Origin of the sequence: Mesorhizobium sp. C089B (assembly GCF_030323125.1) — a bacterium.
Taxonomy (GTDB): Bacteria; Pseudomonadota; Alphaproteobacteria; order Rhizobiales; family Rhizobiaceae; genus Mesorhizobium.
Genome location: NZ_CP100469.1, coordinates 2,963,689 through 2,982,623 on the forward strand (window position 1 = coordinate 2,963,689; position 18,935 = coordinate 2,982,623).

Here is an 18,935-nt window from a genome sequence, read left to right on the forward strand (position 1 = left end):
CTTACCCGGCGTAAGTTTAACCATCTCAGGCGGCTACCGATCGCCACGCCGAAAGGCAAAGCGAAAAGGCGGATTTCCTGAGGCCCGTACGGCCCGAAGCGAGAGCAGGCTTGCTTGTTCGAGGGACGGATGCCGAGACCTACGGGGCCGCGGAAAGCGTGCGAACGCCAACGGCGGACCGATGCTGCCATGAAGGACGGCGAAAACCTTCGATGGCGCGCCGAACGAAGCTCGCAAGGGTGGAGAACGGCGTGGTCTGGAACGGGCACTGCCCTCGGGCGGTGACTGGCAGGACCGTCAAAATCAAGGCCGGCATGGCGCGACGACTTTGCGGAAGTTGCTGCCGCGACCGTGTCCTGATCTGACAGGGAGGCGCTGGGAGAAATCCCGGCGCCGACTGTCTTTTGGGCCAAGGTCCGGTCGGCGAAGCGACGCGTAAGAAGCCGATACTTTGCTGGAACGAGATTTCGGCGCTGACGGAACCATCTTCATCACCAGGCGCGATCAGCAATTCACCGACATGATCCCGCGCCTGATCGACAGAGGCGTGTCCTTCGTCGAGATCGGTGGCAATGACGCGATCATGCTCACCGTGCTTTCGGCGGCAGACTTCGCTCCGCCCGAAGGCGCCCGGGCGCTGTTCAGCCAACCGTTCCGATCGATCCGGCCACCCGTCGCACCGGGCTGATCGTCGCCGTGCGCAAGCTGCACATCGTGCTGCCGGCGCTGTTCGAAGCAGGCGCGAGGCTGGAGCGCGTCTACAACTGAAGCCGCGCCCTGCACCGCGGCCTGCCCGGCGGGCCAAGCTACTTCTTCGGGCCGATGCCCGGGATCAAATTGAGGCCAGCGTTTATATATTCCGGCCGTATGGCGCCGCTGATGAGCGTGAAGGTGGCGAGCATGATGCTGGCCAGCGCACCGTCATGCCATGGCCTGAGGGCCAGCGCGTTGACGGCATAGGCCCAGAATGGGAAGGCGAGCATCGACATGACGATGTTGGCTCCCGGAGCCTCCGCATTGTCGGCTGAATCGCTGACCGATTTCAGATACACCGGCGTCATCGCCAGCGCGACGATCAACATGATCCATGAAATGGTCCAGACGCTGATACCGGCCATTTCAATCTTATAGATGGCTGCCTGCACCTTACCCGGAATGTCCCCCGGATTGCCTTTGGTCTCTTCCGCCACCGCATCGGTCAACGCCTTGGCAACCGGCTGCTCAGTGGCATTGACCAGGATGGAGTTGACGAAGATGAAAAATGCCACGACTTCGGCAGGCACGTACTTCGCAACCCGGTCGAGATAGCCGTCGCCGCCTTTCGATCCTTGATCTTCTTGCTTGTCATCGTCGACGCCGAGCGGAGCATCGCCTGGAATGCCCTCGAGCGTTGAATCCCTTTTCGGCACAGGCTCGGCGGACCGGACAATTCTTCCCATGACAAACCCCTCCTATATTGTTGTATCGCCCCGTGAGTATCGTAGTAGAAAACCGGGCCAAGAAACAGTTGTCGCGGCCATAGCCGACAAGATTTATTCAGGCTTCTTCCTGCAAATGCATCACGCCCCCGCCCCATCTGCTACCGGGTGTCTCGAAATCCACCTATAGTGAGCCGTACCCGAAAAACGCATCCCCCGGCTCATCGCGTGATCGCGGCCAAAATCCCGCCTTGTTCGCGCGCGATGGAAGGACTGGCTGCCGGGGGGCAATCCGAAGGACAAGACCGTGATCAAGACCGCCCTTGTCGCCATGACCATTGTCGGCTGCGACTGCGACGCCAAGCTTTGCGAATATATCGGCGAGACGCCGGCGAAGTGGGCGACTATCGCCGACTGCGAAGCGGCGATGAAAAGCCAGATGCTGCACCAGAAGAACTTCGACTATCCGCTGGTCTCTGGCATCTGCCGCAGCAAGGGGTCGGCGTCTTCTTCGCAACTGGCGGCGGCCGCATCCCGCCCGGAACTGAAGCCGGCCAGCCGGAATGTCCAAACCCCGTTGCCGCCGGAACTGAGCCATCGGCCGAGCGTTCCCGTCGGCTCCCCGACGACGGCCATGGAGGCAGCAGCGGTACGGCCCGTCGCCTACGAGCAAGTGGTCGATGGCGGAACAGGCGTGCTCTACCGCACCAGGAACGGCTACGCCGTGGTCAAGACAGATCTCGGCCGCGTCGCGTCGGCAACGGTCGGCATTGCCAAGCGGTCCGCGAACTGGCTGGCAGGGCTGGTGCCGAGCGGGTTGTGAGCGGCCTGCCGTTCGGACCATACCACGCTGTCGCACTGCCGTTGAAAACTCCAGATAGATGCATGATGGTGTCAGGCATCGACACGCAGGAGCGCCATTTCATGAAGCATGCAGTTCGAACCGTGCTGTCCCTGGTGCTGGCCTTGGCGCCGATTCCGGCCGGTGCGCAGGATTCCGGCCAGGGCGGCGACAAGGTTGTAGGCGTCGCCAGGGACGATCCGGACATGGCGGCGGCCATTGCGCAGGCGCGCGCCAGCCTCGATGAATTCCTGTCCTTGTCGGATGCGCCGCCAGCCGGGACAACCAGCTACAAATTGAAAGTCGAGGTCAGGGACGGAGACGCCTCGGAGCATTTCTGGATCATCCCCTTCCACAAGACCGCGACCGGCTTTGCAGGAACATTGGCCAATGAGCCGCAAGCGGTGCACAATGTCTTGGCCGGCCAGGAACTCGAATTCAACCGGGACGATATTTCCGACTGGGGCTACACCAGAAACGGTCGCCAGGTAGGCAGCTTCACCGTCTGCGTGATGTTCAAGACGATGGCGCAAGAAGACGTCGAATATTATCGCCAGAACTACGGCTTCGCCTGCTGACGCGCGGCAGCCTGGCTAATGCATGCGCCCAAACAGGAACGCCGTTTTGGGGCAACGATATGCATGAAAACAAGACCTGAAGCGCGTCGCATGAATTCGTTTCGACGCGCGGCGCTTTAGGCCTCGCCATCCGTCGCGCCGGTCTTGCGCACCAGCGCCGCCGTCGCCAAGATCGCGCCCATATCGGCGATCATCGGCGCGATGTGCTTGGTGTAATCGAGTGGCACGGAAATGGCGGGCAGTTCGAAGAAATTCTTCGGCTGCGGCAAGAGCAGGAAGCCATCGCTGCCATTAAGTGCCACCCGCGCCGGATCATCGCGCCATGTCTCGTGCAGCCATTTCAGCGCCTGCGCCAACCGGCCGCTCACCAGCGGCTGCGCGGCGGCGACATTGTCGGTGCGAAATTCGTAGTCGCCGTCGAGCAGCGGATCGCCGCTGGACAGTTCCTGCATCTTGCCGGCGAAGATGCCGCGGAAGAAACCGACCACCGCGTTGCTGCGGCGCGTCGCGACCAATATGCCGGGGAACGGCGCGATCGTCTCGAACGCAACGATGACGCCCTTGAAGACCGTCGACGAGCCTTTGCCCGAACCTTGGCGCAACTCCGCCTCGTAGAGCTCGAACGGAAAATCCTCGTAGCGGCCTGACACGATGTCGTCGAAGCTCTGCCGGTTGAAGGCGCCGACCACGGCGCGCGGCAGCCGGTCGAAGGAATTCGGCGTCACGCTGTGCTGATAGCGCACATCCCTGATGAAGCCGAAGATGATCGGCAGCAGCGTGTCACGGAACGATTGCTGCAGCCTCGTCGCCGGCCTGATCGCCAGGAAGTACAGCAGCAGCGCCGCGAAGAAACCGCCGGCATAGAGGAACACATGCGGCGTCGAGAACCATTGCTCGTTCAAGTCAGCGACCTTGTTGAACAGCCAGGCCACCAGCACGACAAAAACCAGCAGCAGCCCCAGAAACACCGGCACCCGCCAGCGCACCTGGCGGTAGGCCGAAGCCCGTCCAGCCTCATAGATCTCGATATTCTTCCTGATGCCGGCGACCACCGCTTCATCAGGCATGAACTCAGCTGCTTCCATCGCCCCCTCGCAAGTCCGTTTATGCCTATAATAGCGGGAAAGTCGTCAGTCGCCAAAGATCGCCTTCAGCCTGGCTTCGACCTTGCCCTTCATCCGGCCAGTCAGCGCCTCGACCGGAACCAACCGCTCATGCCCGCCTGAGCGCAGCCGCATGAAGGGATGCATCCGGTAGCCGGCGATCGCGCCGCGCTTGCCGAGATCTGCGCTGACATCGACGACGAAAATGCCGCCGATGCGGCCGGGCCAGGGCTGTCGCGCCAGCGCCGTGCCGAGGAAGTCGCCAAGCCCGTAAGCCACGAGCGTCTTGCCGACCCATTGCACCGGCTGCACGACATGGGCGTGGTGCCCGGCAATCAGCCCCACGCCGTGACCGGCCAGCAACCTCGCCAGCGTTTGCGTTTGCGGCTGCGGAAAATGCCGGAACTCCCAGTCCCAGTGCGGCACCGCACAGGTGAGATCGATGTTCTTGTCGGCCGCGCCTCTCGGCCATGCCGCCGGATCGCCTTGCATCGAGACAAGCTCGGTGAATGGCCCGGCGTCACCATTGCGCCACAGTGTGAAGGCGGCAAAGCCGATCGTCAGCGGCCCGGCCTTGACCTGCTCGACCGGTCCTTTTTTCGCGGTGCCGATGGTGAGGATTCCAAGCCGCTTCAACGCCGCAACGGTCTCGTCGAAACCGGCGACGCCCTGGTCGAGCACGTGGTTGTTGGCCAGCGACAGCACGAGCTTTTCACGCGCGATGCCTACGGCGGCAAGCGCCGCGGCAAGAAACCGCTCGCTCATCGCGTGGTGCGTGCCAAGCCGCGTGCCAAACGCCACGCTCGGCCGCTCGACGACCGGACTTTCGCAATTGCCGATCACCAGATCGGCTGAGCCCAAGAGCTTTGCGATTTCCGGATCGCACTCCGGCGCACTACGGTTGGCCACCGCCGAAATATCGCCGACAAAGGCCAGCCGCACCTTCCGCCCCGGCGGCGGATCGATGATCGTCGTCGCCGCCCTCGGTGCAAAATCCCTGACATCGCCGCCGAGAGATGGTTTCAGGAAGCGCGGCAGCCATGACAGTTTGTAGGAAAGCGGATAGTTCGACACGCGACGCCCAATCGTTTGCCCAATCGGTTAGCTTGTGTAGACGGTCTGCCCGGGAAGTGTCGACCGTCAGTCCTTGAACACTGCCGCCGGCAGACACGGCGCCAAATGCGTGTAATGTCTGCGCAATGGCATAGTGGAGGAATGAGATGACACGTTTTGCAGGCCTGCTGGCGTCCGCCTTCCTCCTGTTGCTGCCTTTATCTTCGGCCCACGCCGCCGCGCCCGAAGCAGCGACCGCGCTGTTCGAGGCCAAAACGGTGGCTGAGCGCAACCGTGCGCTCACAACGCTTGAGTCTGCAGCGAAAGGCGATCCGGCGTCAGCCTACGCCGCCGGCGCCGGCGAATTCTTCACCGCCCTGGAAATCCTGGCCGGCGGCCTGCACCGCCACGGGTTCGAAAGCCCGCAATCCTTCATGCTGCCGCTGATGCGGCTGCCGGTTCCGGACAATCCCAATCCCGAACCGCTGACCTATGAGCAGTTCCGCGCCATCCTGGTCGCCTTTCGCGACCGGTTGGAACGGTCGGCGGCGACACTGGGTTCGGTGCCCGCGGGAGCCGATATCGGCATGGTCGTCGACCTCACCCATGCCGGCATCGATCTCAACGAGGACGGCAGTATCACGCCGGATGAAAGCATCGCGGCGGTCATGGCCGCGCTGTCGCGCGGCGGTATCTCGTCGGACGGCGCCGCTCCCTCGCTCACATTCCGCTTCGATCGGGCCGACGGTTTCTGGCTGCAGGGCTATGCCGAATTCCTGATGGCGCAGGCCGATTTCTGGCTGGCGCATGATTTCAGGACCATGTTCGACGGCTCGTTCCACATGCTGTTTCCGCGCGCCAAACTGCCGCTGCAGGACATTCTCGTGCCTCCCGCCGGGGACATGGGCAGCAGCATCTTCTCATCGGAATGGCGCATCGCGGATTTCATCTCCATGGTTCACCTCGTCAACTGGCCGGTGGTCGAGCCCGAGCGACGTCAAGCGGCGCGCCGCCATCTGCTCGAAATGATCCGGCTGTCGCGCCAGGACTGGAAGGCGATCCGCGCCGAGACCGACAATGACCGCGAATGGTTGCCGGGACCGCAGCAGAAGGGCGAGAACCCGCTCACCGGGCTCGAAGTCGGCGAGGAGCAGGTCGAGGCCTGGCTCGCCACTCTGACCATGGCCGAAGACCTTTTGGAAGGCCGCAAGCTGCTGCCGCATTTCCGCATCACGGCCAGCACCGGCCAGGGCATCAACATGAAGCGTTTCTTCGAAGAACCGAAGCCTTTCGACCTCGTGCTGTCGATTACCGGCCCGGCCATCGCGCCCTACCTCGAGAGCGGTGAGATCGTGACCAGCGGCGAGTTCGACCAGATCCAGCGTCAGTTCGGTGGCGGTGGGTTTTTGACCTTCGCGCTGTGGTTCAATTGAGCAGGTGGCCCGGCTTTGCGTGACACAGCTCCTGACACCCTTGTGTCAGGAGCTTCGACCCGCTTAGTGTCCCTTGCCACTGCACTCTTTCCATTTTGGCGGACTCTGCCCATATTTGGGGCATGGCCAAACTTCCCGAGAAAAAGACACCGTCTCCGGCGGGTGACAACAGCGCTTCGCCGCCCAATCGGCGCAGCCCGCTGACCGATTTCCTCTATGCCTCGGAGCCCCTGCACAAGGGCGGCTTCGCCGAAGCGCCGCAAGCCGATTTCACCGGCACGCCGCTGAGCGGCTCGATTGCCGACTGGGCAGAGCAGATAGAGCAGGAGGCCGAGAAGGAAGGGCGTAGTTCCGGCGGCGCCAAGCCGCCGAAGGTGGCGAAGAAGATTCCGGAACGCTCAACCGCCCCCGGCCGCAGTTCGCGCGGGACCTCGATGGGTGGCGCGGCAACGGCGCGCGAACGCACCGCCGCCGGCCTCAACCCGGTCGCCGGTCTCGACATCTCTCTGGAAGACGCCGAGACGATGGCCTCGGGCAGCGTCACCGCGACGGTCGCGGCGCTGTCGGCGCTGATCGAATCCGGCAACCCCTTGCACAAGGACGGCGTGCTGTGGACGCCGCACCGCCCTGCCCGCCCGGAAAAATCGGAAGGCGGCATCGCCATTAAGATGGTGTCGGATTTCGAGCCGGCCGGCGACCAGCCGACCGCCATCAAGGATCTTGTCGAGGGCGTCGACAACAATGACCGCACTCAGGTGCTGCTCGGCGTCACCGGCTCCGGCAAAACCTTCACCATGGCCAAGGTGATCGAGCAGACGCAGCGCCCTGCTTTGATCCTGGCGCCCAACAAAACGCTGGCCGCGCAGCTCTATTCCGAGTTCAAGAAATTCTTCCCCGACAATGCGGTCGAGTATTTCGTCTCCTACTACGACTACTACCAGCCGGAAGCCTACGTTCCGCGCACCGACACCTTCATCGAGAAGGAATCCTCGATCAACGAGCAGATCGACCGGATGCGCCATTCGGCCACGCGTTCGCTGCTCGAGCGCGACGACGTCATCATCGTCGCCTCGGTGTCCTGCATCTACGGTATCGGCTCGGTCGAGACCTACACGGCGATGACCTTCCAGATGCAGATCGGCGACCGGCTCGACCAGCGGGCTCTGCTCGCGGATCTCGTCGCCCAGCAGTACAAGCGCCAGGACATCAATTTCGTGCGCGGCTCGTTCCGCGTGCGCGGCGACACGATCGAAATCTTCCCGGCCCACCTTGAGGACCGCGCCTGGCGCATCTCGATGTTCGGCGACGAGATCGAGGCGATCACCGAATTCGATCCGCTCACCGGCCAGAAGACCGGCGAGCTGAAGAGCGTCAAGATCTACGCCAACTCGCACTATGTGACGCCGCGTCCAACGCTCAACCAGGCGATCAAGTCGATCAAGGAGGAGCTCAAGCACCGGCTGGTCGAGCTCGAGCGCGCCGGCCGCCTGCTGGAGGCACAGCGGCTCGAACAGCGCTGCCGCTTCGATCTTGAGATGCTGGAAGCCACCGGCTCCTGCGCCGGCATCGAGAACTATTCGCGCTATCTCACGGGACGCCAGCCGGGCGATCCGCCGCCGACATTGTTCGAATATATCCCGGACAATGCGCTGGTCTTCATCGACGAAAGCCACGTCACCGTGCCGCAGATCGGCGGCATGTATCGTGGCGACTTTCGGCGCAAGGCGACGCTGGCGGAGTATGGTTTTCGCCTGCCCTCCTGCATGGACAACCGTCCGCTGCGCTTCGAGGAATGGGACGCCATGCGACCGCTCTCCGTCGCGGTTTCTGCGACACCCGGCGCCTGGGAGATGGAACAGGCCGGCGGCGTGTTCGCCGAGCAGGTCATCCGCCCGACCGGCCTGATCGATCCACCGGTCGAAGTCCGCCCGGCGAAAAGCCAGGTCGACGATGTCGTCGGCGAAATCCGCGACACCACGGCCGCCGGCTACCGCACGCTGGTCACCGTTTTGACCAAGCGCATGGCCGAAGACTTGACCGAATATTTGCATGAGCAAGGCGTGCGCGTTCGCTACATGCACTCCGACATCGACACGCTGGAGCGCATCGAGATTCTGCGCGATCTCCGCCTCGGCGCTTTCGACGTGCTGGTCGGCATTAACCTGCTGCGCGAAGGCCTCGACATTCCCGAATGCGGTTTCGTCGCCATCCTCGACGCCGACAAGGAGGGCTTCCTGCGCTCCGAGACGTCGCTGATCCAGACCATCGGTCGCGCCGCCCGCAACGTCGACGGCAAGGTCATCCTCTATGCCGACCAGGTCACCGGCTCGATGGAGCGGGCGATGGCCGAGACCAACCGCCGCCGCGAAAAGCAGATGGAATGGAACGCGGCCAACGGCATCACCCCGGAATCGGTGAAGTCGCGCATCTCCGACATTCTGGACTCGGTCTACGAGAAGGACCATGTCCGCGCCGATATCTCGCAGTTCACCGACGGCGCCGGTGCGATGATGGGCAACAATCTCAAGGCTCATCTCGACGCCATGGAAAAGCAGATGCGCGACGCCGCCGCCAATCTCGACTTCGAGAAGGCCGCCCGCATCCGCGACGAGATCAAGCGGCTGCGCGAGATGGAACTGTCCATCTCGGAAGACCCTCTGGCCAAATACGCCGACATGGAAAGCCCGGTCTCCGGCCGCGAGAAGGGCAAGCACAACAAGGGCGTGGCCAAGCACCGTACGGCTGAGGAACAGGAGCGTTTTCGCAAGTTCGACGACGCACGCGCGGCTGAAGAGGCGGCCAGGGCTGCCCGGTCCAACCTCTTCCGCAAGCCGGCGCTCGACGAAATGGGTGCCGACGGCGCCGTGCCGGTGAAGAAACCGCTGTTTGCCAAGCCGTCGATCGACGATATGGGGCCTGGTACCGACATGCCGACACCGTCAGGCGCGGTGTCGCGCTCGCTGTTCAAGAAACAGTCGGCGCAGGAAGCGCACGGCTCCGACTTCGGCATTCCGGGCGATGCCACCAAGCCGCTGTTCAAGAAAAACTCGCTGGACGAGATGACCGTGCGGCGGACCGAAAAGCCGGTCGAAGGAAAAGTGCCGGCCAAGCCAAACCCAATCTCCCCCCAAGTGGGGGAGATGTCCGGCAGGACAGAGGGGGGCGCGAAGGATCGCGACGATTCCCCCAAGCCAATCATTCGCCAGCGTGCTGGCATCGGCTCCTACGAGGACCCAGGCGATGCGCGTCGTGATAAGCGGCGGCCGGGGAAGACGGGACGGCCAGGAAAGTAAGCGCCCTTCCCCTTCTCCCCTTGTGGGAGAAGGTGGATCGGCGAGCAGCGCCGAGACGGTTGAGGGGTGTTCCAGCGGAGTGAGACGTTGGTGTTTTCTGGAACACCCCTCGTCCGACCGAGCTTCGCTCGGCCACCTTCTCCCACAAGGGAGAAGGTAAGAACCGACCCGCTGCACCGTTGCGAATTTTCGACGCCGGCCACTAGAATGCGTGATGATCGTCACGCGCAGACTTCAGGAAGACGAGTTCAAGGCTTGCTTCGCCGAGCCCATGACGAACGTCACCGCCAAGGCAGAGGCTGCCGTGGACATATGGCCGTATGTCGAGGCGCTGGATCTCGATGAGATCGGCCTGCCCTATTTGAACGACGTCCACTATGTCTACCGGGATGCCCAAAACCGGTTCGATCAAGTTCTGATTGGCACCGGCAGGTTCAACGCCCTGCTTGTGATCGTTGTTGATCTTCACAGGAGCGCAGTGTTCGGACATTTCCTGCTGGATCCAAACAGGGAATACGGAGTGAGCGGAGGCCATCTGAGGCCCGTGTGACAGTAGCGGCCGATTGCCAACCGACCCGCCCACTTGCCACCACCCCCGCCTTTGGTGTAATCGCTCCGCACACTCAACGTCTTGTCTTGAAAGGAGGGCTCACGTGTTTACGTTTCATCGTCACCATCGTCAGCGTGGCCCGATTTCTGCCCTGCGAGTTCGCTTGCAGGGCTGACCAGGGACATCACGGGTTTTTTCCCGTTTCGATTTTTTGGTCTGCCCTTCGTGGTGCGCAAAGCTGAGCCTGATGGCCGGCAAGCACACCGTCAAAGTGCATCCGGAGTTGTCTCCGGCAAGACCAGAGAAATCACAATGGCCCTGATCAGCCTCAAATCCCTTGGCGTCACCATGAGTGCGCCGCTGTTTTCCAACCTCGACCTCACCATCGGCATCGGCGACCGGCTCGGCATCGTTGCCGCCAATGGCCGTGGCAAGTCGACCTTGCTGAAGTGCCTGACCGGCGCAATGGAGCCGACCTCCGGCGACATTTCCCGCACGCGCGGCCTGCGCGTCGGCCATGTCGAACAATCCGTTCCGCCTGCCCTTCTTAGCCGCAGCTTCCATCAGGTGGTGGCCGATGCCTTGCCGGCCGAGCAGGCCGACAGCGAGATGTGGCGCGTCGATGTGGTGCTGGATTCGCTCGACGTGCCCGAGCCGATGCGCGAACGGCCGATGCAGGCGCTGAGCGGCGGATGGCAGCGGCTGGCGCTGATTGCCCGCGTCTGGGTCACCGACCCCGATGTGCTTTTGCTCGACGAGCCCACCCAACCATCTCGACCTCGCCAAGATCAGCCAGCTGGAAAGCTGGCTGAACGCCCTGCCTCGCGAGGTGCCGGTGGTCATCGCCAGTCACGACCGCGCCTTTCTCGACGCCGTCACCAACCGCACGCTGTTCTTGCGCCCGGAGGACTCGCCGGTGTTTGCACTGCCCTATTCCAGGGCGAGGCAAGCGCTCGACGACCTGGACGCTTCGACGGCGCGCCGGTTCGAGCGCGACATGAAGGTGGCGCAGCAACTGCGCAAGCAGGCCGCCAAGCTCAACAACATCGGCATCAATTCCGGCAGCGACCTTTTGACGGTGAAGACCAAGCAACTCAGGGAACGGGCGGAGAAGCTGGAAGACGCCGCGGTATCGGCGCATCGCGAGAAATCGGCCGGCGCGATCCGGCTGGCCAACCGCGGCACCCATGCCAAGGTGCTGATTACGCTGGACGACGCCACGGTGGAAACGCCGGACGGCATGCTGCTGTTCAAGACCGGCAAGCGCCACATCTGCCAGGGCGATCGCATCGTGCTGCTCGGCCGCAACGGCGTCGGCAAGTCGCGTTTCGTCAACCTGATCCGCAATGCCATCTCCGAGCCTGACACGGTGCCGAACGTCAAAGTGACGCCGTCGACGGTGCTCGGTTACAGCGACCAGGCGCTGGCTGGCATCAGTGGCGACGACACGCCTCTGGCCATGGTCTCGCGCCGCTACGATGTCGGCGAGCAGCGCGCCCGTTCGCTGCTTGCCGGCGCCGGCGTTGTCATTGAGATGCAGGAGAAGAAGATCGGCGTGCTGTCCGGCGGCCAGAAGGCGCGGCTGATGATGCTGGCGCTGAGACTCGCCAACCCCAACTTCTACCTGCTCGACGAGCCGACCAACCATCTCGACATTGACGGCCAGGAAGCGCTGGAGGAGGAACTGCTCAAGCACCAGGCGAGCTGTGTGCTCGCCTCGCACGACCGTTCCTTCATCCGCGCCATCGGCAACCGCTTCTGGCTGATCGACAAGCGGAAGCTGACCGAAGTCGAAGACCCCGAGGATTTCTTCCGCTCAGTGGCTGAAACGGCGGGCTGAGGAACTACCACCATGGGCCGCACCGTGTTGCGGCCCATGGTTTCACATCTCCCGCAAATATTTTCAGCGCTCTGTCGGATCGCCTGAACCTGCTGCGTCCTTGGGATGCCGACACGATGATGCCGGCTTCATCTGAGGAGAACGCATCATGTCCATCCTGTCATCCATAGGCCGCGTCGCCGCCCGTTACGCACAGAACCGCGCCCGCTATCGCAGCGAGCGCGAGCTTCTGGCCCTGCCGATCGAACTGCGCAAGGATATCGGCTGGCCGGAAATCCTCATCGACGCGCAAAACGGCCCGCGGATCTGCAGGGCGCCCTGACCATGCGGTCGGGAAAGATCGATGCAGGCCGCCGCGGGGCGACCGTTGCTCAGTCATGCGTATCGCCAGACAGCGGCGTCGCCTGCATCGATCGACGCTTTTCGAACGCCTCGAACCAGCGCGTCAGCCGCGCCCGCGCGCGAAAGGACGGCAGCTGGCGGAACGTCATCCAGGACAGCGTGGTGGCAAGCGCTATGTGGCCGACATGGAGCGATGTCTCGTCGTCCAGCGCGCTTTCGATCCAGTCATAGCTGGCCTCGATTTTTTCCCGGTAGCCTTCGGCAAGCGCTGCATAGCGCAACTGTTCGGGCCGCCTTTCCGTCTCCCAGCGCAGGCCTATGCCCGTCTGCGCCAGGCCTTGGGCGACCGCCTGCAGCCGCAACGCCTGCCAGCGCGCTTCGCCGTCCTGCGGCAGCAATTTGCGGCCATCATGCAGCGTATCGAGATAGGCGCAGATGACATCGGAATCGAAGAGCGGCGACGCATCCGGCCGCAGCAGCACCGGCACCTTGCCGAGCGGGTTTTCGGCGTAGACACGGGCATTGCGCAAGGTCGGGCTGGTCTCGTGATGAATGACCTCGAGCCGGTCGGCAAGCCCGACCTCATGGGCGAAGACGAGCGCCTTGCGCGCAAAGGGCGAATGGGTCTGGTAATAGAGGATCATTGTCGTCTCAGCGGGTTGGAGAAGCAGTCCCCTTTTCTAGCCTGCTCATACCGAGGATTGCGCTCTGATTGGGCGCCGCCGACGCAAGTTCATTTCACCCCAAAAATCGCATCGGCCCAAAAAATCGCATCAGACATGTAGGATTGCCGCCGCCTCGTTCGTCCTGAGGTTCGCAAAGGCCAGACCAAGCGCCCAGACCAAACCCAAAGAGGAACAAGACATGACCGACCAGACCCCCATTCAGCCGGCCGCGAAAGTTCTCGGTGGATTGACCCCCTATCTGCAGCTGGACGGCGCCTTCAAGGCCGCCGAATTCTACAAGAAGGCCTTCGGCGCCGAGCAGGTGTTCTTCTATCCGCCCGATGAGCAGGGCCGCACCATGCACATCCATCTCCACATCAACGGCTCGACGCTGATGATTTCCGATTTCTACCCCGAAAACGGCATGCCTGCCGTCAAGCCGCAGGGCTATACCATGCAGCTCCATCTCGGCGCCGACGAGATCGATGACTGGTGGAAGCGCGCGGTCGATGCCGGCTGCGAAGTCGCAGTGCCGCTGCAGCTGATGTTCTGGGGCGACCAGTGGGGCAACATGCGCGATCCCTTCGGGGTCGAATGGGCGATGAACGCGCCGGCGAAGAAAGACTGACCACCGCTGACAAAGCTCCTCACCGGCTGACGCCGGTAAGGAGCTTTGTGAGATACTCCAAGGAGAACCTGATGTCCTATGTCGATGGTTTCGTGCTCGCCGTGCCGAAGGCAAATATCGATGACTACAAGAAGCTGGCCAACCTCGCAGGCCCGATATGGAAGGAACACGGAGCGCTCGCCTATGTCGAATGTATCGCCGACGACGTGCCCTATGGTGAGTTGACCTCGTTTCCGCGTGCCGTTCAGGCAAAAGACGACGAGATCGTCGTCTTTGCTTGGGCCGTCTATTCGTCCAGGCAAAGCCGCGACGCGGTAATGGCCAAGGTGATGGCCGATCCCCGTTTGACACCCGATTTGGGGCCCATGCCCTTCGATATGAAGCGCATGATCTTCGGCGGCTTCCAGCCCTTCATCGAGCTTTAGCCGCTGCTCAGTCCAGCTTGTCCAGCAGCGGCTTCAACCTGTCGCCATAGCGCTTCCAGAGATCGACCGAGCCCTGATACATCGGCTGGCGCACCTGCGCGGCCGAGGCCGTGCGCACCGGGCGGTCGGTCTCGTGGAACGACAGCGCCTTGTCGTCCCAGGACAGGCCGAGATGCCCGATCAGCGCCCGCGTCTGTCCCTCCTGGTCGGCCACGAAATCCTCGTAACGCACGTCATGGACGACGCCCGGCAGAACATCGTGCCAATGCGCCATGATGTCGGTGTAGATGTTGTGGAAATCGGCGAGCTCGCCCAGATCATAGCCGTAGCGGTGGTTGTCGCCGCGGAAATGCACTTTGTAGATCGAAAGGCAGGTCGCCGCCGCATCGCGCGCGCAATGGATGATCTTGGCTTTCGGCAGCATCATATGGATGAAGCCGATGAGCAGGAAGTTGCCGGGCATCTTGTCGGTGACATGCCTGAAGTTGGGATAGCGCTCATGCAGCATGTCGAGATAGGCTTGGCCCGCCTCCGCAAACTCCGCGTCGGATACATCGACCAGTGCCCAGGGGAAACCTCCCGGCATGGTCAGCGGAAATTGCTTGCCGACCGCGGTTTTCAACATGCTGAGCTCGCCCGCGCCATAGACTTGTGGATGGCTGGCGATGATCTGTTCGACCAGCGTGGTGCCGGAGCGCGGCATGCCGACGACGAAAATCGGCGTGTCGTCGGAGATTGCACTTGGCTTGTGCTTTTCGAAAAAGCCGGCGTTGAACACCGTCTTCATCGCCTCGAATTCGGCCCGCGTCCTGACCGGATCATAATCGATGCCCTTGCGGCGGATCGCATTGCCTTCAGCGAAATAGTCGAAGGCCCTGTTATAGTCCTTCAAATCGTCATTGGCCTTGCCGAGACCGAAGGACAGCTGCATGCGTGCCAGGCTGTCGGCCGGCGCCTTGGCATGCTGGGCCTCCATGCCGGCGAGTTCGGCGTCGCGCTCCTTCTGGCGCTTGACCTGCGTCAGCATCAGCCAGGCCTTTGCCATGCCTGGCGTGATCGCCAACGCCTGCCGGAACAGGTCTGCCGCTTCATCGAGCTTGCCTTTTTCCATCAGCCCGACGCCGAGCCCATGCAACAGGTCGGCATCCTTGGGCCGGATCGTCAGCGCCTCGCGAAAGGTCGCCAGCGCCTCATCCAGACGACCGGCTTCCTGCAACGTTTCGGCAAGCCCGATGCGGGCGCGGACATGGAAGGGATTGCGCCCGATTGTGCCGCGATAGATGTCCTCCGCAGCCTCGAACTGGCCGAGCTGTTTCAACGCCGAACCCAGATTGTCGCGTGCCGCGAGCTGGTCGGGCTTGAGATCGACCGCGCCGCGGAAGAAATCGGCGGACGCGGCAACGCGGCCGAGATCGCGCATCACCGTGCCGAGATTGTTGAGGAAATCGGGATTCTTCGGCTGCAGACGCACAGACTGCTCGATCAGCTCCAGCCCTTCGGGGCTGCGCCCGGTCTGGTGCAGCAACAGGCCCAGGAAATGCGCCGCTGCCGGGTGATTGGCCTTGCGCGCCAGCACCTGCCGGTACAGCGTCTCGGCCTCCTGCCGGCGCCCGGCCTGATGCAGCTGCAGCGCCTGCTGCACATATTGGTCGAGGCCCAGCGGCGCCTGTCCGCCAGCTCCAGCACCCGCCGCTCTTCTCTGATCTCTGTTGATGGGAAACCTGCCGTGTTTTGTCCGCTTGCCGCGATCTAGGCCATCGGCGCTGCAGGTTCAAGGGAAGAGTGGGCTCGCCAAGGGCGCGGACCTCTTCGAAACTCTAGAGGAATTACAGCAAAATGTAGCGTTCAAATCAGCCGGTGGCTCTCGGCGAGCCGGCGCTCCCGCCGTTGCGTGCCGTCGGTGTCGGCAATCTTGCGCCGTGCCGCTTCGTCGCTTCTTATCGTCAGGCGCACTGATATTGCCTTGGGGAAGAGGACGATTGGCTCGATTGTTGCGGTCGGACGATCCGGCGTTTTCATGAATCTCATATATTTTTGCCTTTCGTAAAAAATAATCTTAGGGGCACCGGAATAATTATTCCGATGCTCTCTAAATAAGAAATTGGCTGATATTGTTCCACGATAGCAGATTTATTAGGGTTTATACGAGAAATTTTTTATACCGGTCGAGCCGTGGCGGAAATCAGCTTGAATAACCAACAATTTCGGATTATTGATCTGAGATCGTTTTTTGGGCCAAGCTTGGCATATAGCGGCGTCGGAGATACTCGACCCGCCAAACTCATTCCAATCGCCGATGGTTGAGTTCCCTGTTGATGCCGGAAAGCATCGACGAACCAGAGCCAAGCCAATGCCGGATCGCACCACCCGTTCCATCGCCCATTTCGCGGCACCCTTCGTGCTTGGCGGGCTGGAAGGGCAACTGCCGGCCGGCGACTATGACATCGATCACGACGAAGAGCTGATCGAGGGCATGTCGCGGCTTGCCTGGCGTCGCGTCGCCACCTTCATCCATTTGCCGGCAAGGGCGGTGAAGAACCCGGCCACCAGCCAGCTTGTCGCCATCGACTACCTCGAACTCGAAACAGCGCTGAGGCGCGACCAGGAGAACGCAGCATGATCCGCTTCCAGCAGAATGCGCGTCCGCGCACCGACACGCCCTCGCACCTCTTCGCCGTCGGCCAGACCGTGCGCATGAAGAGCCGCAGCGGGCTCGCCCAGAAGACCGCCGAGCTGTTTCAGATCAAGAGCAGATTGCCGGTCAAGGATGGCTCGCCGCAATATCGCATCCGCAGCGAGCAGGAGACCTATGAGCGGGTCACCACGGAAGACAACCTCGAAGTGGCGGACGCCCCGGCTGTCCCCGACAGCCCGGCCGTCTGACACCGCACCCACCCAGCACGTACGAAGGAGCAGACGGATGGCCAAGGGTCAGCAGCGCAGCAATCGCGAAACTCGCAAGCCCAAGAAAGACAAGGTGGTGGCCAAGGCCGCCTCCCCGTTCGGTTCCTCGGTCAAGCAGGCAGAGAGCAGCCTGAAGCCGAAGTCGAAGGGCTGACCAGGCAGGGCGCGCCTGGCGCACCTGCCGGCAATGGACTGACGATCTCGGACTGACGATCTCGCGCAAAACTCTGCAACGGAGGCTTGCTTGACGTTCTTCGTCGAGCCGCTCGCGCGACGTCGACGAAGCCACGCTCGACAAGGTATCGCTGGACGCGCCGAACCTGCGCGCCGCCCTGCAGGGCGCCACCGCGCTGTTCCACAGCCTCGCCATGCCGCAGATCCCCGACCGTCTGCGCATTTGCGACGAGGACGGCGCAGAGCTTTATGCCGGCCCGGCCGACGGGGCGTATTCGGCGTAGGCAACCACTCCGATCCGCGACCTTGCCTTCTCCCTTGGGGGTGAGAAGCGGTCCGCGCAGCAGACGAAAAGCCAATTGTTGGCTTTTCGAGTTTCGAACGCCCTGAGCCTGCGAAGGACCAAGGGTGGTCCGGTCCACCCGCCCGGTCCCCGCTGCTTCGCAGGGTCCCGGCATTCGCCGCCTTTTTTCTCGTGCCAGTGGGACGGTGAATTCGCCTCCGGCGGACTCACCCGACAGGGGAGAAGGAAAAATCAGCAGGGGCCGTCCTCGACGACGCGGTAGTCGGCGGCACGGGCCTCGCAGGCGTTGGGAAAGGTGCGCAGCTCGCCATGGCGGCGGGCGCAGACCGGGGCGTATTCGCGCGTGCAGAATGTCGGCTCTTCGCCACCACCGCCACCACCGCCGCCGTCGCGGCAAGGGCCGTCGCGAACGATGCGGTAGCCTTCCCGTTCGGCAAGGCAGGCATTGGCGAAGGTCTGGCGGTCACCGCCGCGCCGCGCGCAGACCGGCTCGTATTGCCTGGTGCAGAATTCCGGTTCCGGCCGTGGCGGGCGCGGACGTGGTCCCGGCCCGTCATCGACGACGACGGTGCAGGCCGCAAGAAGACCCGACAGGAAGAGAATAGTAAAACCCTGGCGCGAGAAGATCGTCGCAAGAAATCTCATGAATATGCCTCCCTCGAGACCCCCGTCCCCGGCGCAAAACGCGCCTGTCGATCCTCGCCATTCCCTTGCCAAATGCAACCCCCGTTTGCGGCGCGGGAGCCATGCGATGCCCGGCCCGCGCATTGCTTTGGCCCTGGACCAAACCGCTGGACCATGCGTGGCCGGGCTCTGGCTGATGAACTCTTAAGAACCCAGGTTTATCGAAGCGCCTTCGTTGGGATGCGTCGATGGACGCGGCCCGCGGCGCTATCTTGCAACGATCACGTTTCCGTGCGATAAATTTTGTGTTCGGGCATTTGCGACCCGGAGAGCGGAACGTTTTGGACGACCTTTCCCCGATACTGTGAATCTCTGACGGCCCCATTTTCGGCGGGGGGTTTTACCATGCGCAAATGCAGGACTGCCGAAGCAACCACCGGGACTTGCCCACGATGCCAGGCGGCGGGCAAACCATAAGACTGACACGGGTGAAGGAGTTTCCCCAATGGCCCAGACCGGCACCGTTAAATTCTTCAACGCGACCAAAGGCTTCGGCTTCATCACGCCCGACGGCGGCGCCAAGGATGTGTTCGTCCACATTTCCGCGATCGAGGCCTCGGGCCTGCGTACCCTCGTCGACGGCCAGAAGGTCACCTTCGACGTTGAACCCGACCGCATGGGCAAGGGTCCGAAGGCGGTCAACCTCCGCGCGGCCTGAACCGGCGGTGCCCGCGCGCCCGTCAGGGCGCTCGAAAAAGCA

20 protein-coding genes and 1 pseudogene are annotated in these 18,935 nt (G+C 62.7%); 14 read left to right on the plus strand and 7 right to left on the minus strand.

Annotated elements, in window-relative coordinates:
• Nucleotides 1-451 precede the first annotated feature (451 nt).
• Nucleotides 452-688, plus strand: a complete 237-nt coding sequence (locus NLY44_RS14695; RefSeq protein WP_023733333.1) for a hypothetical protein — start codon at nucleotides 452-454, stop codon at nucleotides 686-688.
• Nucleotides 689-806: 118 nt separating this feature from the next.
• Here NLY44_RS14695 and NLY44_RS14700 read toward each other — a convergent pair whose 3' ends face one another.
• Entirely contained in the window at nucleotides 807-1,439 is a 633-nt protein-coding gene (locus NLY44_RS14700; RefSeq protein WP_155923215.1) for a hypothetical protein, read from the minus strand.
• A 286-nt stretch (nucleotides 1,440-1,725) separates the two neighbouring features.
• Here NLY44_RS14700 and NLY44_RS14705 point away from each other — a divergent pair, with 286 nt between their 5' ends.
• Together NLY44_RS14705 and NLY44_RS14710 are read left to right on the plus strand one after the other, a co-directional pair.
• Entirely contained in the window at nucleotides 1,726-2,241 is a 516-nt protein-coding gene (locus NLY44_RS14705) for a hypothetical protein (RefSeq protein ID WP_023672002.1), read from the plus strand.
• 101 nt (nucleotides 2,242-2,342) lie between these two features.
• Complete coding sequence (locus NLY44_RS14710; RefSeq protein ID WP_023805986.1) at nucleotides 2,343-2,837, plus strand: YegJ family protein; 495 nt, start codon at nucleotides 2,343-2,345, stop codon at nucleotides 2,835-2,837.
• 116 nt (nucleotides 2,838-2,953) lie between these two features.
• Here NLY44_RS14710 and NLY44_RS14715 read toward each other — a convergent pair whose 3' ends face one another.
• On the minus strand, nucleotides 2,954-3,922 hold the full coding sequence (locus tag NLY44_RS14715) for a DUF3137 domain-containing protein (protein ID WP_023805987.1): 969 nt from the start codon (nucleotides 3,920-3,922) through the stop codon (nucleotides 2,954-2,956).
• Nucleotides 3,923-3,967: 45 nt separating this feature from the next.
• Nucleotides 3,968-5,014: a CapA family protein gene (locus NLY44_RS14720; protein ID WP_023805988.1), complete on the minus strand. Its 1,047-nt coding sequence runs from the start codon at nucleotides 5,012-5,014 to the stop codon at nucleotides 3,968-3,970.
• Nucleotides 5,015-5,160: 146 nt separating this feature from the next.
• Here NLY44_RS14720 and NLY44_RS14725 point away from each other — a divergent pair, with 146 nt between their 5' ends.
• From NLY44_RS14725 to NLY44_RS14745, 5 genes and pseudogenes are all read left to right on the plus strand, one after another.
• Entirely contained in the window at nucleotides 5,161-6,426 is a 1,266-nt protein-coding gene (locus tag NLY44_RS14725; RefSeq protein WP_023805989.1) for a hypothetical protein, read from the plus strand.
• 122 nt (nucleotides 6,427-6,548) lie between these two features.
• Nucleotides 6,549-9,719 (plus strand): excinuclease ABC subunit UvrB, encoded by a 3,171-nt coding sequence (uvrB, locus tag NLY44_RS14730; protein WP_023805990.1) that lies wholly within the window; start codon nucleotides 6,549-6,551, stop codon nucleotides 9,717-9,719.
• Between the two features lie 214 nt (nucleotides 9,720-9,933).
• Nucleotides 9,934-10,269 carry a hypothetical protein gene (locus NLY44_RS14735; RefSeq protein ID WP_023728225.1) on the plus strand — a complete coding sequence of 112 codons (336 nt, stop codon included), beginning with the start codon at nucleotides 9,934-9,936 and terminating at the stop codon, nucleotides 10,267-10,269.
• A gap of 312 nt (nucleotides 10,270-10,581) precedes the next feature.
• Nucleotides 10,582-12,109: pseudogene (locus tag NLY44_RS14740) on the plus strand (ABC-F family ATP-binding cassette domain-containing protein).
• A gap of 148 nt (nucleotides 12,110-12,257) precedes the next feature.
• Complete coding sequence (locus tag NLY44_RS14745; protein WP_023672009.1) at nucleotides 12,258-12,431, plus strand: hypothetical protein; 174 nt, start codon at nucleotides 12,258-12,260, stop codon at nucleotides 12,429-12,431.
• Nucleotides 12,432-12,480: 49 nt separating this feature from the next.
• Here the strand turns inward: NLY44_RS14745 and NLY44_RS14750 are convergent, their stop codons facing one another.
• Nucleotides 12,481-13,095: a glutathione S-transferase family protein gene (locus tag NLY44_RS14750; RefSeq protein WP_023728227.1), complete on the minus strand. Its 615-nt coding sequence runs from the start codon at nucleotides 13,093-13,095 to the stop codon at nucleotides 12,481-12,483.
• Between the two features lie 220 nt (nucleotides 13,096-13,315).
• On the opposite strand from NLY44_RS14750, the gene NLY44_RS14755 reads away from it, so the two are divergent.
• Nucleotides 13,316-13,744, plus strand: a complete 429-nt coding sequence (locus tag NLY44_RS14755; protein ID WP_023672011.1) for a VOC family protein — start codon at nucleotides 13,316-13,318, stop codon at nucleotides 13,742-13,744.
• A gap of 71 nt (nucleotides 13,745-13,815) precedes the next feature.
• Nucleotides 13,816-14,169: a DUF1428 domain-containing protein gene (locus NLY44_RS14760; protein ID WP_023683729.1), complete on the plus strand. Its 354-nt coding sequence runs from the start codon at nucleotides 13,816-13,818 to the stop codon at nucleotides 14,167-14,169.
• 7 nt (nucleotides 14,170-14,176) lie between these two features.
• Here NLY44_RS14760 and NLY44_RS14765 read toward each other — a convergent pair whose 3' ends face one another.
• Both NLY44_RS14765 and NLY44_RS14770 read right to left on the minus strand, forming a co-directional pair.
• Complete coding sequence (locus tag NLY44_RS14765) at nucleotides 14,177-15,811, minus strand: tetratricopeptide repeat-containing sulfotransferase family protein (protein ID WP_023805991.1); 1,635 nt, start codon at nucleotides 15,809-15,811, stop codon at nucleotides 14,177-14,179.
• A 203-nt stretch (nucleotides 15,812-16,014) separates the two neighbouring features.
• Nucleotides 16,015-16,197 (minus strand): hypothetical protein, encoded by a 183-nt coding sequence (locus NLY44_RS14770; protein WP_023805992.1) that lies wholly within the window; start codon nucleotides 16,195-16,197, stop codon nucleotides 16,015-16,017.
• A 322-nt stretch (nucleotides 16,198-16,519) separates the two neighbouring features.
• Between NLY44_RS14770 and NLY44_RS14775 the strand changes: the two genes are divergently transcribed.
• Genes NLY44_RS14775 through NLY44_RS14785 form a run of 3 tightly spaced genes read left to right on the plus strand, consistent with a single transcriptional unit; the run spans nucleotide 16,520 to nucleotide 17,227 of the window.
• Nucleotides 16,520-16,789 carry a hypothetical protein gene (locus tag NLY44_RS14775; RefSeq protein ID WP_023672014.1) on the plus strand — a complete coding sequence of 90 codons (270 nt, stop codon included), beginning with the start codon at nucleotides 16,520-16,522 and terminating at the stop codon, nucleotides 16,787-16,789.
• Entirely contained in the window at nucleotides 16,786-17,052 is a 267-nt protein-coding gene (locus tag NLY44_RS14780) for a hypothetical protein (protein ID WP_023683726.1), read from the plus strand. Before NLY44_RS14775 ends, NLY44_RS14780 begins: the two co-directional genes overlap by 4 nt.
• 37 nt (nucleotides 17,053-17,089) lie before the next feature.
• Nucleotides 17,090-17,227, plus strand: coding sequence for a hypothetical protein (locus tag NLY44_RS14785; protein ID WP_023683725.1), 138 nt, complete (start codon nucleotides 17,090-17,092; stop codon nucleotides 17,225-17,227).
• A 555-nt stretch (nucleotides 17,228-17,782) separates the two neighbouring features.
• Here NLY44_RS14785 and NLY44_RS14790 read toward each other — a convergent pair.
• Nucleotides 17,783-18,196 (minus strand): Kazal-type serine protease inhibitor domain-containing protein, encoded by a 414-nt coding sequence (locus tag NLY44_RS14790; RefSeq protein ID WP_023672018.1) that lies wholly within the window; start codon nucleotides 18,194-18,196, stop codon nucleotides 17,783-17,785.
• A 484-nt stretch (nucleotides 18,197-18,680) separates the two neighbouring features.
• On the opposite strand from NLY44_RS14790, the gene NLY44_RS14795 reads away from it, so the two are divergent.
• On the plus strand, nucleotides 18,681-18,893 hold the full coding sequence (locus NLY44_RS14795) for a cold-shock protein (protein WP_006202520.1): 213 nt from the start codon (nucleotides 18,681-18,683) through the stop codon (nucleotides 18,891-18,893).
• Nucleotides 18,894-18,935 lie beyond the last annotated feature (42 nt).

Coding starts and splice junctions, on each gene's coding strand:
- NLY44_RS14725 (WP_023805989.1), top strand. CDS start 5,161: ATGACACGTTTTGCAGGCCTGCTGGCGTCCGCCTTCCTCCTGTTGCTG.
- uvrB (WP_023805990.1), top strand. CDS start 6,549: ATGGCCAAACTTCCCGAGAAAAAGACACCGTCTCCGGCGGGTGACAAC.
- NLY44_RS14710 (WP_023805986.1), top strand. CDS start 2,343: ATGAAGCATGCAGTTCGAACCGTGCTGTCCCTGGTGCTGGCCTTGGCG.
- NLY44_RS14745 (WP_023672009.1), top strand. CDS start 12,258: ATGTCCATCCTGTCATCCATAGGCCGCGTCGCCGCCCGTTACGCACAG.
- NLY44_RS14770 (WP_023805992.1), bottom strand. CDS start 16,197: ATGAGATTCATGAAAACGCCGGATCGTCCGACCGCAACAATCGAGCCA.
- NLY44_RS14795 (WP_006202520.1), top strand. CDS start 18,681: ATGGCCCAGACCGGCACCGTTAAATTCTTCAACGCGACCAAAGGCTTC.
- NLY44_RS14775 (WP_023672014.1), top strand. CDS start 16,520: ATGCCGGATCGCACCACCCGTTCCATCGCCCATTTCGCGGCACCCTTC.
- NLY44_RS14760 (WP_023683729.1), top strand. CDS start 13,816: ATGTCCTATGTCGATGGTTTCGTGCTCGCCGTGCCGAAGGCAAATATC.
- NLY44_RS14790 (WP_023672018.1), bottom strand. CDS start 18,196: ATGAGATTTCTTGCGACGATCTTCTCGCGCCAGGGTTTTACTATTCTC.
- NLY44_RS14755 (WP_023672011.1), top strand. CDS start 13,316: ATGACCGACCAGACCCCCATTCAGCCGGCCGCGAAAGTTCTCGGTGGA.
- NLY44_RS14700 (WP_155923215.1), bottom strand. CDS start 1,439: ATGGGAAGAATTGTCCGGTCCGCCGAGCCTGTGCCGAAAAGGGATTCA.
- NLY44_RS14785 (WP_023683725.1), top strand. CDS start 17,090: ATGGCCAAGGGTCAGCAGCGCAGCAATCGCGAAACTCGCAAGCCCAAG.
- NLY44_RS14750 (WP_023728227.1), bottom strand. CDS start 13,095: ATGATCCTCTATTACCAGACCCATTCGCCCTTTGCGCGCAAGGCGCTC.
- NLY44_RS14780 (WP_023683726.1), top strand. CDS start 16,786: ATGATCCGCTTCCAGCAGAATGCGCGTCCGCGCACCGACACGCCCTCG.
- NLY44_RS14715 (WP_023805987.1), bottom strand. CDS start 3,922: ATGGAAGCAGCTGAGTTCATGCCTGATGAAGCGGTGGTCGCCGGCATC.
- NLY44_RS14735 (WP_023728225.1), top strand. CDS start 9,934: ATGATCGTCACGCGCAGACTTCAGGAAGACGAGTTCAAGGCTTGCTTC.